This window comes from Desulfurispirillum indicum S5, assembly GCF_000177635.2.
In the GTDB taxonomy this organism is placed as follows: Bacteria; Chrysiogenota; Chrysiogenetes; order Chrysiogenales; family Chrysiogenaceae; genus Desulfurispirillum; species Desulfurispirillum indicum.
On record NC_014836.1, the window covers coordinates 2014680 to 2028830 of the forward strand.

The window sequence follows — 14151 nt, forward strand, 5'->3', positions numbered from 1 at the left end:
GTCCTCCAGTTACAGTATTCTTTCAGTATCACAGCGGGTATGCCCTCAGGAGAGTTCGCCGTTTCTCACGGCGTGCCCCTTGCCCGCATGCAGTTTGCCCTGGGCGTAGGCCAGCACGGAAGGAGCGTCCACTCCCGTGCTGCCCCGGGCGATGGTCATGCGGAAGAAGACCTGAAACTTCTTGCCATCTGCCTCCAGGGCCTCATCGGAAAGCTGTTCCGCAACGCCATCCATATACTGTTGGGCCTCTACGGTGGAGTATTCGGTGGGAATAAGCACACCGAAGTGCCCCGGAGTAAAGGCGGCGACGATCATGCCCGGCCCGGCAATACGCTCCAGGCAGGAGGCCACTTTGCGCAGCAGTTTTTCAATGGTGGCAAAGCCAAACTTGTTCATGAGCTTATCCACCCGCTCCAGCTCAATATAGACAATGTAGGCCTCGCCGGCCTTTTTGACAATACTGTCGTAGGTCTGCACGAAAAAGCGCTCGTTGTAGAGCCTGGTCAGGGGGTCTATCTCGCTGAACTTGTGGCGCAGAATCATGCATTCGCGGGTAATGGCCAGGTAATTGACCAGCAGCTGAAAAATCGCCTGGTCATTGGCGGCAAAGAACTCCTCGCGCTCGCTGAGCAGGGCGATAACCGCCACCACATTTCCCTCGCTGATGATGGGATAGCCCAGAAAAGAGCGGAATTGGAAGGGTTCATTGAAGGAGTAGGCGCAGGTGTTGCCGCCATCCTTGCGCACATTTCCCAGGATAAGCGGCTTTTTGTTATAGCAGATCCAGCCCATGAGGCCCGTGCCAAAGTCCGCCGCCGGGCGCTCGGAGCTGCGAAAGGTCTGCCCGGTGACAAACTGGATGCGGTACTTCTTCTGGGTCGGATCCACCGTAGCCATCAGGCCTGTATCCACATGCAGGCGCGCGCACAGAAGTTTCACCATCTGACAGAGGATGATATTGAACTCGTAGCCTTCCTGGATGATGCGGTTGAAGCCATGCACGATATCCAGGTAACCGGCCTTCTCCTCGTAGTATTTGTAGTGCTGATAGGTGTTGAGGATCGTCTTGATCTGCAGGGAGAACATGCTGAGGATCTTCTTGTCGCGGTCATTGAAACCAAACTGGCGCTTGGTATCGACCACCAGAATACCCTGCCCCTCGATGGGAACCCCGATGAAGGACTTGATGTCCTCGTCCTTGGCGTAGTAGGGAAAATTGTGGATCTCCCGCTCGGTGCGGGAGACGTCGTAGACCTTACCGTGCTTGTAGATAACCCCGAGCAGGGAGTTCTCCAGGGGGACACTGAAGTCCTCGACGATATTGCGACTCAAGGTCTGGCAGGCCACCAGCTTCAGGCTGGTGTGGGAAGAGTTCAGAATGAAAAACGCGGCAGTGAATGCGTCGGTCACCGAGGCCACCAGTTGCATCAGATTCTGCAGATCCCTGTTGATATCCATACTCTATCCTTTGGCGGGGGCGTATTGGGTGTGCTGCTCCACATGGGCCAGGTCAACGCCGACAATCTTGCTGACTCCCGGCTCCTGCATGGTAATGCCGTAGAGGCGGTCGGCCGACTCCATGGTGCGCTGGTTGTGGGTGATGATGATAAACTGGGTATCCTGGGCCAGCTCTTTGATCATGGAGCTGAAGCGTACCACGTTTGAGTCGTCCAGGGGAGCGTCCACTTCATCCATGAAGCAAAAAGGGCTCGGTTTGACCAGGAAAATGGCGAAAATCAACGCCGCTGCGGTCAGGGTCTTCTGGCCCCCGCTGAGCAGGTTGAGGGTCTTGGGACGGGCACCGGGAGGCTCGGCGATGATTTCCAGCCCCGCTTCCAGGGGGTCGGAGTCCGTAAGCTTCAGGTAGGCCGTGCCCCCCTGAAAGAGACGGGGGAAGACCAGCTGGAACTTCTCGTTGACCTGATTGAAGGTCTCCATGAAGCGCGTCTTGGTGGTCTGGTCTATCTTGTCAATACCGGCGCGGATGGAATCCACACTCTTCTGCAGGTCTTCCTGCTGCTGGCTGAGAAACTCATAGCGCTCCCGTACCTCTTCATAGGTATCTATGGCTTCCATATTCACACTGCCAAGGGCGCTGAGGGAAGCCCGCAACATCTTGAGCTGATCCAGGACTTCCTGTTCATCCATGAGCAGCGCTGAGCCTGAAGGATTTTTCAGGCTGGCCAGTTCGATATTTTTCTCATCGGCCTGCCTGGTCACGTTTTCCATGGTCAGCTTATTCTTTTCGATGACCAGGTAGAGGTTTTTTTCCTTTTCTTCCAGCTTTTCAATGGAATCGCGGTAGCTGGCCAGCCTGTCCTTGAACTGCCGAGCCTCGCCGCCCATCTCATCGAGCTCGCGGCTGGTGCGGGCAATAATCTCCTCGTTTTCAATGGCCTGGGTGTCAATCTCCTCCAGGCGCTTCTCAATACTCTGCAGTTCGGTCTTCGAGGTGCTCTCACGCTGGCGGTGTTCCTCCAGGCGCTGCAGCATATCCTGGCTGCGCTGTTTCACCTCCGCCAGTTTCCGGTGCTTTTCCTCCAGCACATTGCGGTCGGACTGCAGTACCTCTTCGGCCCGCGCCAGGCGCACCCGTTCCTCACCCAGGGCAGCCTGGTCATCTTCCAGCTGCGGTTCCAGGTGCTCAATACTGTGGGTCAGGTCTTCAATTTCCTCTTCCAGATCCTGCTTGCGGTTACCATGCTCCTTGAGCTCCTCGTTCAGCGACTGGATCTGCTGACGCGACTCTTCCTGGCGCTGCTCTATGCGCTGGCGCTCGCGATTCATCAGTTCCAGGTGCTTCTCCACCCGGGAGATAATGGCCTTCTGCTCCTGTATGGCGGCGGCTTTGGCTTCCACCAGTGGAGCCAGGCGCGCGCACTCGGCCTGCTGTTCCTGCACAGCGGCAAAGACCTGCTGCATCTGCTCCTGGGAGAGATCCAGCCGACGGGTCAGGTCATCCTCCTGCTTCAGCAGCGCCTGCTCCTGCTCCTCCAGGTGCGCGATATTGTCCAGCACGTCCAGGGCCTGGGCAGCGGAGAGGTCGGCACTGCCAATGCAGCAGCTGTCGCGGTACACGGTGCCACTGGCGTCGGCAAAAATCTGCCCCGGATAACGGCGGCAAAGCTCAGACGCCTGCTCTGCGTAGTAGAGATTGCCGGGCAGAGCGATGTGGTGTCCCGGTGCGGCCTGGCAAAGCTGCGCCACCGGCACGGCCCCCTCAATGGGACTTGCTGGCTGCTGCCGGGTGAGAATCTGAGGAGTGGTTCCGTCAAACTTCTCCACCAGGTACCCCAGGGCCAGAGTGCCCAGCAGGCTCAGGACGGGAACGCGAAAAGCGGGATCGGGAATGTGCAGCGCCTCAATCATGCGCTCCTGAAAATCTGCCGGCGGGTTGGCCTGCAGGGACTGCAGAATTTTGCGGGCACTCTCGATCTGATAGGCGACTTCATACTTTCTGCCGCGCACCTCGCCAAGCTCCTTGCGCAGGCCATCCATGGTGCTCTCCAGCTCCTGCTTGCGCTCCTGGGCTTCCTGCAGGCGCTGACGCGCCACTTCCTGCCGCGCCACCAGAGCGTCGTACTCGCCATGCACCACACTGTGCTGATGCTGGGCAGTGCCCAGTTCCTGCTCCAGCTCCTGCTGATCACGACGGCAGTTCTCCAGCTCCTGCTGAGCCTCCTTGATATTGTTTTCCATATCGATGAGGCGATTGCGGCAGTTGGTGATGCGGGTCAGGGTTTCAAAGGAGTCCTGACGGGCCAGTTCCAGCTCTTCTTTATAGCTCTCGATTTTTTCCTTTTTGCGCTGCAGGGCCTCCGAGGCCTCGGCGATGGTTGCCCTGAGCTGCTCCATGCGGTTGGTGGCACTGTCGATGCGGGAGCTGAAGTGACGGACTTCGTCCTGCAGGGCGTCCTGCAGGCGTGAAAGCTCGGTGAGCTCCCCCGCTTCGCGGGAAGAAAAGTCCTCAAACTGGCGCATGGACTCCTGAATCGACTGCTGCTTCTGCTCCAGCAGGGCTTTTTCCTGCAGAAAGCTCTCCCGCTGGCGAGTGTGATAGGTCAGCTTGGCTTCCATCTGGGCGATATGCTGATGCTCACGCTGCAGCTGCTCCTGCAGCTCAGCCATATGCTTCTTCTGTTCCTCCAGCTGCTCCTGAACATGACGGGACTGCTCCAGCGCCTCGGTCAGCAGATTGCTGGCCTCGAAGTACTGCTTGGAGAGCACCTGCACCTCCAGCTCGTAAATCCTGCTGGTGAGCTCCCGGTGCTGCAGTGCCTTGGCGGCCTGCTTCTTCAGGTAGTGGTACTGCTTCTCCACTTCCTGGGTGACATCCTGCACCCGCAGCAGGTTATTGTTGACATCCTCCAGCTTGGCCAGAGCCTCTTTCTTGCTCTCCTTGAACTTGTTGATGCCGGCGGCCTCCTCAATGACCCCCCGGCGGTCTTCGGGTCTGGAGGTAACGATCTGGTGAATTTTCCCCTGCTCGATGATACTCATGGCGCGGGTGCCCACGCCAGAGTCCATGAAGAGACCGCGCACATCCTTGAGGCGGCTGGCGGCCCCATTGATGCGGTATTCGGAAACGCCGTTCATGGTGAGGCGGCGGATGACTTCAACTTCGTGAAATTCTGAATAGGGGTAGGGGAAGCTGTCGGACTCCAGCTTCAGCTTGACTTCGGCCATCTGGGCCGGAGAGCGGCGCTGGGTCCCGGCAAAGATCACGTCGGCCATACTGGCACCGCGCAGATCCTTGGCCCGCTGCTCGCCCATCACCCAGCGAATGGCGTCACTGATGTTGCTCTTGCCGCATCCGTTGGGGCCCACGATGGCGGTGATGCCATCGCGGAAATCCAGGACGCTGCGCTCGCTAAAGGACTTGAAGCCTGATATCTCAAGGCGCTTGAATTTCAAAAAAACACCATTTCCCGTGAAACGAACCGCGATAAGGTCGTTTTCCGTAAAGCATTGGTATATATGAACTGAAGCGCCATAACATAGCATAAGGTGACAATGAAAAAAAGCGGAAAAAATCGTCTGAATGGGCATGGGAAAAAGATCAGGCAGAACAGCGCGCACCGAAAACAGTTGCGTCGTCAAGAAAGCACCACTTTCCTGACGACGCAACACGGAGAGAACCAGGAGAAGATATTACCCTCGCAGCGAAGCCTGCAGACGATCCAGGCGAACCATCAGCTCGGCGAACTGGGGCGGATTCAAACTCTGGGGACCGTCACACAGCGCCATATCGGGATTGGGGTGAACCTCGATCATCAGGCCGTCAGCTCCAGCCGCCATGGCCGCCAGGGAGAGACTGGGAACCAGGGAAGCGAATCCCGTGGCGTGACTGGGGTCAATGATAATGGGCAAGTGGGTGCGCTGGTGCAGCACGGGAATAGCGCTGATATCCAGGGTGTTACGGGTGGCTGTCTCAAAGGTGCGGATACCCCGCTCGCACAGAATAACATCGCGATTACCCTCGCTGAGAATGTACTCAGCGCTCATGAGAAATTCCTCAATGGTGGTGCTCATGCCGCGCTTCAGCAGTACCGGCTTGCGGGTTTCGCCCACCAGCTTGAGTAGCGAGAAGTTCTGAATATTGCGGGCACCGATCTGCAGTACATCGGCGTAGCGCTCCACCAGATCAAGATCACGGGGATTCATGACCTCGGTCACGATGGGCAGCCCCACCTCATCGCCAGCAGCGCGCAACCACTTCAGGCCATCTTCACCCATGCCCTGGAAAGAGTAGGGGCTGGTGCGCGGCTTGAAGGCACCGCCACGCAACGCCTTCGCACCGGCCTGCTTGACAGCGACGGCAGCTTCCAGAACCTGCTCAGGAGTCTCCACGCTGCACGGTCCCGCGATAACCGAGGTGTAACCTCCACCAAAGCGGGCCGGGCCAACTTCCACAATGGTCGGAGTGGGTTTGGTTTCCAGACTGGCCAGTTTGTAGGGTTTCTGAATGGGGACCACCGAGTCCACACACGCGATTTTGTGCAGATCCAGCAGGCTTTCGCGATTTCCACCGACGCCCACCGCGCCGATAATGGTCCGCTCTTCTCCCACGATCACATGGGGACGAAAGCCGAAAGCCACCACCCGTTCACAGACATGTTCGCGATCTTCCTCTGTTGCCGTTGCCTTGAGTACGATAACCATAGTGTTCTCCTTCAGTACTGAGGTTGTTGCTGGTGAATAAAAAAAAGCCGCCGGAAAAGGGGGTCTCCCTTCTCCTGCGGCCTTTGGCTTCTGAATATAGACAAAAGACCGCAAACAGAACCATGTCCTGCTTGCGGTCCGTTGTGTCGGTTACCCAAACAGGCAGCTACCTAAAAAAGTAATACTGCCAAAAATATACTGTCTGAAGCGTTTGCACGGTATTGACATCCTTATGATGCGGTTGTTTTCAGCTGGAATTTATGCATAATATGGACCTCTGTTACCCGTGTCAATAAAAAAATCTGGAGCATACCGCATGCAGGAACTCATCCGCCGCCCCCGAAGACTTCGCACCTCGCCAACGCTGCGCCGCATGGTGCAGGAAACCACCCTGACCCCCAGCGACTTTGTCATGCCGCTGTTCATCTGCCATGGTGAAAAGATCAGTCAGCCCGTGGGCTCCATGCCCGGCGTGAACCGCGTCAGCATTGACGTGGCCGTGGCCGAATGTCGCGAGCTGCAGCAGCTGGGCATTCCAGCCGTGATCCTCTTCGGCATACCCGCAGCCAAGGACCCCCTCGGCAAGGAAGGCTATGACGACAACGGCATCATTCAGCAGGCCGTGCGCGCCATCAAGCAGGCGGTGCCCGAGCTGCTGGTCATCACCGATGTCTGCCTGTGCGAATACACGGATCACGGCCACTGCGGCGTTATCGTCGACGGCGACGTCCATAACGACACCACCGTTGAGCTGCTGGTGAAGGAAGCGATCTCACACGCCCGCGCGGGTGCCGATATCGTGGCCCCTTCTGACATGATGGATGGCCGCATCGGCTCCATCCGCGAAGGCCTTGACGAAGCGGGTTTCAGCCAGATCCCCGTCATGAGCTACTCCGTGAAATACTGCTCGGCATTCTATGGGCCCTTCCGCGACGCGGCCGACTCCACCCCCCAGTTCGGCGACCGCAAAACCTATCAGATGGATCCCGCCAACAGCCGCGAAGCCATCGTGGAGGCCTCCCTCGACGTGGAAGAGGGCGCGGACTTCCTGATGGTGAAACCCGCCCTGCCCTACCTGGACATCATCGCCTCCCTCAAGGAGAACTTCTCCCTGCCCCTGGCGGCCTATCACGTCAGCGGTGAATACGCCATGATCAAGGCAGCAGGCCGCAACGGCTGGCTGGACGAAGCCAAGGCCATGGAGGAGTCGCTGCTCTCCATCAAGCGCGCCGGCGCCGACATCATCATATCCTACTACGCCAAAGAGTTCGCTCAGCGCTATCAGGGGAAATAACGACCCATGCAGGATACCATCGTCATCGGCCACAAAAATCCCGATACGGATTCCATCTGCTCGGCCATCGCCTACGCGCAGCTGAAGTCGCAGCTTGCTCCGGACACCAGCTTCGTGGCCGGGCGCTGTGGGCAGCTCAACAAGCAGACCCGCTACATTCTTGAGCGCTTCGGCGTTGCCGCTCCCCGCTTTCTGCGCGACGTGCATCCCCGGGTGCGCGACGCCCTGCAGGAGGAGGCCGTCTGGGCCCACTGCAACACGCCCATTTTTCAGGTCATGCGCAATATCGATGAAAAACGCATTCGCATAACCCCCATAGTGGACGACCACGGCATCTTCAATGGAGTCGTCAGTATTCTGGAGGTGGCGGAATTCTTCCTGGAGAAAGACACTGTCCACCACCCCAACTTCCTGATCCGCCCGGAGAACTTTCCCGCCGTGCTCCCCGGAACCTTCCACCGTGAGGGGGAGCTGGAGGAATTCCCCGCGCGTATCTTTGCCGCAGCCATGCCTTCCGAACGCGCAGTGGAGCGTTTTGAGCGCATGCAGAGTGATGACATCCTGCTCATCACCGGCAAGCGCCGCGACATTCTCGAATACGCGATCCGTAAACAGTTCCCCGCCATTATCCTCACTGGCATTGAAGGCCCCGATGACCTGGATATCGACTTCAGCAACTATCGCGGCTGGGTCTACATCTCCCAGTGGGACACAGCGGAAACCCTGCGCCGCTGTACCCTGGCCGTTCCCTGCAAATCCATCATGAACCGGGATGTGCCGGTGGCAACCCCAGAGATGCTCTTTGAAGAGGCCCGGGACATCGTGGCCAGCTCTGAGCATAAAGGGCTGCCGGTTCTGGACGAACAGCGGCGGCTGCTGGGTATGGTGACGCGCACCAACTTCCTGCATCGCCCACAGCCCCGACTGGTGCTCATGGATCACAATGAGCTGGCCCAGGCCGTGGATGGCGCGGAAAATGCCCGCATCGTCGAGATCGTGGATCACCACCGGCTCGGTTCCCTCAAAACCACCCACCCGATCCACGTTCTGGCCAAACCCGTGGGCAGCACCTGCACCCTGGTTTACCAGCAGTACCGCTTCCACGGCATCACCCCTGACCCGGTGACGGCAGGCCTGCTGCTGTGCGGCATTCTCAGCGATACCGTCATCACCAAGTCCCCCACCACCACCGTGGAGGACACCGATGCCCTGGAACGCCTGGCCACCCTCGCGGGAGTTGACTCCCAGAAGCTCGGCCTGGAAATATTCTCAGCTTCCGACAGCCTGGCCAATGCGGAACCCCGTGCCGTAGTGAACGGTGACCTGAAGATCTACAGCGAATTCGGCGTCAGCGTCGGTATTGCCCAGGTGGAAGTGGTGACCCTCTCCGAACCAGCCGAGATCTATCAGCAGCTGCAGGCGGCCCTGGATGACCTGCGTTCCAGCCGCAAGCTGGACTGGACTATGCTGCTGATCACCGATATTATCAAGGAAGAGAGCATTCTACTCACCAGCGCCTACCCCTGCGGTGAGCAACGACTCAGTTATGGGCGCCGCGATGACCATGTGTACCACCTGCCTGGAGTGCTCTCCCGCAAGAAGCAACTGCTGCCGGAAATACTGCGCATACTCGAAGAGTGTGGCAACGAAACCCTGAGGAAATAATCATGGCTGCCAAGAATGATGCCGCCCGCCCCAACCGCATCACCATCCGCAACCCCAACATCGACGATCTGGCCCCCGTCTTTCACCTGGGCGAGAAGATCTTCACCTACCGCATGTCCCCAACCCTCTACCGTACCTGGGACGAATTCGAAGTGGTGGAATTCTTCCTCAGCAGCCAGGAATGCTGTTTTGTGGCGGAAAGTGATGAGGAGATTGTCGGCTTCCTGCTCGGCTACATTATCGACCGCAAAAACGCCACCCGCAAGGTGGGTTACCTGACCTGGATCGGCGTTGATCCTGACTTTGAGAGTAAAGGATTGGCAGGAAAACTCTTTGCCAAATTCCGCAGGGTCATGCATGAAAATGAAGTGGAGCTGCTGCTGGTGGACACCGAAGCCAATAACCACCGCGCCCTGAATTTCTTTCAGCGGGTAGGCTTCAAATCCCCGCGTGACCACCTCTACCTGACCCTGAAGATGGATGAGGAAGAGTGATCCGCGCAAAACTGCACGCTGAGAGCTTACTGAAAGGGAACTCTTTACGGTGTGTTGGTACTCGCGCCAGCATTCCTCCCAGAGACGCTCACTTTCGTCCGAGGACCTCCGTCTCTGCCGCTCGCCATCCGGGCTCGCTCTCGGAATACTGGCGCTCCTGCTGAAAAAAACGTTGGGGAGCCGTGAATGGTTACGCTGAAAGTACATTCTCAAGTTTCGCATCTTGTAGTCTTGACTTAAGGCATTGTTGTCCTGATGTATACCATGCGGAAACCGTATTGATTTTGCATGCTTGATTCATCTGGAGTCTTTTTTCGTTTCCGGATATTGTCCTTTTTGACCGCGCAAAAAGGACGTAAAAACGCGCCGCCCGAAAGCCCGTTTTTCCGGATCGCCTGCTCGCCTGTTCTGGAGATCCGACAGCAGGCTGATCAAAGAGGCCCATCTGCTGCGTTGCCGGGCATCGCTCGTCACTGCGACGTACAGGGAGTACGCCTCGCTCCTCGCTTTGCCCGCGCCTTGCACCTGGGCCTCTTTGCGTTGCCTGACCCCTGCCTCCCTGCAGTGCTGCCGGACCACTCACTTCCTGTGAGTGTCCCTTCGGGTCTTGCCAGCCAGGCGTCGCACTCACCGGACGGGCTCAGGGGGGAACTGTCTGCTTCTGTCTCTCCCCCGTGTGCTGTCCCAGCCAGGACGCGAAGACTGGAACGCTATGGACCCGCAGGGTTGCCGCCACGAGGGCGGCAACCGCAAACCAAAAGCCATGGAGGGCGGTTGTTTGCGGTCCCCAGTTCCAGGCAAGCGGATGGCTGAAAAGGACAGCACTGGGGGCCGCTTCCCAGCCACTTTGGGCGGGTCCAAAGTGGCAAAGGAAACTCATAAACAAGTTGAGGGCAATGTGAAGCGACACAGTCTGTACAGAACCATTTCGGCCATTACAGCATGGCATAAGAGTCGGCACCGACAAACTCCCTCTCCGGGGGTGCGAAAGTTGAGTACATTGAATGAATCGGGCAATGGAAAAATCCTCGGACGCAAGGCGCCTGCCGCCGTTCGTCACAGGTGTTTTTTCAGCAGCCTGCCAAAGGAAGTCCTATGATCAACTCCGCCCGCCTGCGCCAGCTTCTGCTGGACATGATTGACATCTACAGCCCTTCCGGCAAGGAAGAGGAGGTCGTCAGCTATCTGGAAGCTCACCTTACCCGCATGGGTCTGCCCTTTGTGCGTCAGGAGGTGGAGGAGGGCCGCTTCAACCTGATCGTAATGCCCGACGATGCCGAACCGGAAGTGGTCTTCGTGGGCCATGTGGACACCGTGGTGCCCGCCCACATCGACGCCTACCGCCCTGAGGAGGACGGCGACACCATCTACGGCCTCGGATCAGCGGATATGAAAGGCGGGGTTGCCGCCATGGTGGAAGCGTTCGCGGCCTACCTGCAGCAGCACGGTACACTTCCCCATGCCGCCCTGGCCCTGGTGGTGGGAGAAGAGGCCGCCCAGGACGGGGCCGCCAGACTGGTGGACGAATACTCCTTCGACTGGGCCATTGTGGGGGAACCCACCCACCTTGACCCCTGCTTCTCCCACTACGGCTACCTGGAAATGGAACTGGCCACCACCGGGCGGCGGGTGCATGCCTCCATGGCCGGCATGCAGACCCACGCCGTCAAGGATATGCTGCAGGTGCTGCTGGGATTCGGCAACTTCATGGATGCCCGCTACCCGGAAATCGTCTATAACATCCGCGACCTCAACAGCACCCGCTGCGGCTTCGCCGCGCCCGAACGTTGTGAAACCGCCATAGACATGCACTTTCCGCCGCGCTTTCCCGCCGGGGAACTCATGGCGGAAATCGAAGAACAGCTGGCCCGCCATGAGGGTGTGGAAATGGAGCTGTCCTTCATCACCGTGCGACCCGGCTACGACATTCCCGTCAAGGGCAGTTTTCCAGGGATTCTGCAAAGCGTCTACGAGCAGCTGGCCCTCCCCTGGAACCCCAAGGCCTTTGTCAGCGACTCCGACGCCGCCATTTTGTGGCGCGAAGGCATCCGCCCCGTGGTACTCGGCCCTGGCAGGCTCGAAGAGGCCCATACCCAGGACGAATCGGTAAGCTTTAACTCCGTGGCCCAGGCTGCCGCCATCTACCTGTGCATGCTCGGGGAGCTTGGGGCCACACAAGGCCCCGGGAAAGACCAGGGGACATAACCCATGGCCCGGAAGATCACCATTATCCTCGGACACCCCGATGCAGCAAGTTTCTGCAGTGCCCTCGCCGAGGCCTACGCCGCTTCGGCCACCGCAGCCGGCCACGAGATCCGGCTCTTCCGACTTGGCGAAATCGACTTCGACCCCGTACTGCGCCATGGCTACCAAAGGGACCAGGAGCTGGAACCAGGGCTGCGGGAGATACAGGAAGCCATCACCTGGGCATCACACCTGGTACTGGTATACCCCAACTGGTGGGGAGCCCTGCCCGCTCTGCTCAAAGGCATGTTCGACCGCATATTCCTGCCCGGCTACGCCTTTCGCTACCGTGAAGACGCCCCCTTCTGGGATCGACTGCTGACCGGACGCAGCGCCCAGGTCATCGTCACCATGGACACCCCTCCCTGGTATTACCGCCTGGCCTATACCATGCCGGGCCACCATCAGATCCGCAAAACCATCCTGGAGTTCTGCGGTATCCGCCCGGTGAAGATCACCTCCTTCGGCCCGGTGCGCAGCGCGACAGCACAGAAGCGCGAGCTGTGGCTGCAGAAGGTGCGCGAGCTGGCGCAGTCCCTCTGACACCCGGTTCCTGTGCGACACAGGCTGCCCTGCCTACTCCGCCAGGGGTATTATCAGCGGATTAAACGCTTTGGAGGCAATCATCACCCGCTTGCCCACCTGCAGCTCCCGACACTCCTGCCCGCTGGCCACCACCTGCACAATGTCACTGCCCACCAGGATATGCACAATACTCACCACGCCGCTGGGCACCATGTGGACCACCTCGCCTGTGAAGCGGAACTTGTTGCTGATGCCGGAGCTGGCAAAGACCTCCGCCGGGCTGCCGCTGCGGGCCACCTGACCCCGCTCCAGTACAAAGACCCGGCTGCTGAGGCGAAAGACTTCGCTCATATCGTGGCTGACCAGCAACGTGGTGGGCTGGTAGCGCCTGTGCAGACTCAATAGCTCCTCCTGCAGCTTCAGGCGCATCTGCAGATCCAGCGCACTCAGAGGCTCATCCAGCAGCAGCAGGCTTGGCCGCAGGGCCAGGGCGCGGGCCAGGGCCACCCGCTGGCGCTGGCCACCGGAGAGCTGATCGGGCTTCCGACTGGCCAGCTCCTGCAGGCCCGCCACTTCCAGCAGTTCGCGTACCACACTGTGTCGCTTTGCTCTGGGCAGAGCAGCGCCGATATTCTGGGCCACGCTCATATGGGGAAAGAGGGCGTAGTCCTGAAAGACCATGCCGATGGAGCGCTGACGGGGACTCAGGTTGATCCGTCGATTGGAATCAAACCAGGTCTGGCCGTTGACCTCGATCGTCCCTTGATCGGGAGCCGTCAATCCCGCCACCATGCGCAGCAGGGTCGTCTTGCCCGCCCCCGAGGGACCGAAGAGGGTGACAAACTGTCCATCTTCCACCGTGGCCCGAAACTCCAGCTCCATGGGGCCATCGGCAGTGTGCAGGCGCTTGGTGACGTTTATGCTGATCATGACAGCTCCATACGGGCAAAGCGCCGGTTCACCACATAGACAATCAGCAGAATGGCAAAGGTGATGGCAAAGAGCACAAAGGCGTACTGGTGGGCCGTGGCGTAATCCAGGGCCTCCACCCGGTCATAGATGGCGATGGAAGCCATGCGGGTTTCACCGGAAATATTGCCCCCCACCATCAGCACCACCCCGAACTCCCCCACCGTGTGGGCAAAGCTCAGGATGCACCCGGCCAGAATCCCCGGCTTCATGTTGGGCAGCAGGATGGTGAACAGGGTTCTGTTACGGGAGATGCCCAAGGTGGCCGCCGCCTCCCGCAGATTGGCCGGAATAGCGGTAAAAGCACTCTGCAGCGGATGGATCATAAAGGGCAGGCTGAAGAGCACCGAACCCACAATCACCCCCTCAAAGCTGAACACCAGCCGCAGATTGAACCAGGAATCCAGGAAGCCACCCACCGGATTGACCGGACTGAAAAAGACCAGCAGATAGAAACCCAGCACCGTGGGCGGCAGCACCAGCGGCATGCTCACCAGCGTCTCCACCACCGACTTTGCCCGACTGCGGGTATAGGCCAGCCAGTACGCCAGGGGAATCCCCAGCACCAGCAGGATGATGGTGGTGATGAGCGCCACCTGGAAGGTGAGGGTCATGGTCTGGATGAAATCGGGATTCATGTACAACTCCTCGAAAATGGCGTTCTCTATCTCTCAGGAAAAAGGTCTCACACCAAGTCCACAAAGGCACAAAGAACGGCAGACTGTCTGGTGGATGCGCTGCGCTTATCCACCCTGCGTACTGAAATACTTCATGAGCTCTTTACAGTGTAACAGCACT

At 58.9% G+C, this 14151-nt stretch carries 10 protein-coding genes; 5 read left to right on the forward strand and 5 right to left on the reverse strand.

Annotated features, from left to right (window positions below):
* Positions 1 to 45: 45 nt before the first annotated feature.
* The 3 genes from SELIN_RS09500 to aroF all read right to left on the reverse strand — a co-directional run bounded on the left by SELIN_RS09500 (position 46) and on the right by aroF (position 6162).
* Positions 46 to 1458, reverse strand: a complete 1413-nt coding sequence (locus SELIN_RS09500; protein WP_013506449.1) for a sensor domain-containing diguanylate cyclase — start codon at positions 1456 to 1458, stop codon at positions 46 to 48.
* Positions 1459 to 1461: 3 nt separating this feature from the next.
* Positions 1462 to 4914 (reverse strand): AAA family ATPase, encoded by a 3453-nt coding sequence (locus SELIN_RS09505; protein ID WP_013506450.1) that lies wholly within the window; start codon positions 4912 to 4914, stop codon positions 1462 to 1464.
* Between the two features lie 237 nt (positions 4915 to 5151).
* Positions 5152 to 6162 carry a 3-deoxy-7-phosphoheptulonate synthase gene (gene aroF / locus SELIN_RS09510; RefSeq protein WP_013506451.1) on the reverse strand — a complete coding sequence of 337 codons (1011 nt, stop codon included), beginning with the start codon at positions 6160 to 6162 and terminating at the stop codon, positions 5152 to 5154.
* 316 nt (positions 6163 to 6478) lie between these two features.
* Here aroF and hemB point away from each other — a divergent pair, with 316 nt between their 5' ends.
* The 5 genes from hemB (at position 6479) to SELIN_RS09545 (ending at position 12402) form a co-directional block, all read left to right on the forward strand.
* Entirely contained in the window at positions 6479 to 7456 is a 978-nt protein-coding gene (gene hemB, locus SELIN_RS09515; protein WP_013506452.1) for a porphobilinogen synthase, read from the forward strand.
* Positions 7457 to 7462: 6 nt separating this feature from the next.
* Positions 7463 to 9121, forward strand: coding sequence for a putative manganese-dependent inorganic diphosphatase (locus SELIN_RS09520; RefSeq protein ID WP_013506453.1), 1659 nt, complete (start codon positions 7463 to 7465; stop codon positions 9119 to 9121).
* Positions 9122 to 9123: 2 nt separating this feature from the next.
* Positions 9124 to 9615, forward strand: a complete 492-nt coding sequence (locus tag SELIN_RS09525; RefSeq protein ID WP_013506454.1) for a GNAT family N-acetyltransferase — start codon at positions 9124 to 9126, stop codon at positions 9613 to 9615.
* Positions 9616 to 10710: 1095 nt separating this feature from the next.
* Complete coding sequence (locus SELIN_RS09540) at positions 10711 to 11820, forward strand: M20 family metallopeptidase (RefSeq protein WP_013506456.1); 1110 nt, start codon at positions 10711 to 10713, stop codon at positions 11818 to 11820.
* Positions 11821 to 11823: 3 nt separating this feature from the next.
* A complete protein-coding gene (locus tag SELIN_RS09545; protein WP_013506457.1) occupies positions 11824 to 12402 on the forward strand; it encodes an NAD(P)H-dependent oxidoreductase in 579 nt (192 codons plus the stop codon).
* A gap of 33 nt (positions 12403 to 12435) precedes the next feature.
* On the opposite strand, the gene SELIN_RS09550 is transcribed toward SELIN_RS09545, so the two are convergent.
* Positions 12436 to 13314, reverse strand: coding sequence for an ABC transporter ATP-binding protein (locus SELIN_RS09550; protein ID WP_013506458.1), 879 nt, complete (start codon positions 13312 to 13314; stop codon positions 12436 to 12438).
* Positions 13311 to 13991: a molybdate ABC transporter permease subunit gene (gene modB / locus SELIN_RS09555; protein WP_013506459.1), complete on the reverse strand. Its 681-nt coding sequence runs from the start codon at positions 13989 to 13991 to the stop codon at positions 13311 to 13313. The genes SELIN_RS09550 and modB overlap by 4 nt, the downstream gene beginning before the upstream one ends.
* Between the last annotated feature and the right edge of the window lie 160 nt (positions 13992 to 14151).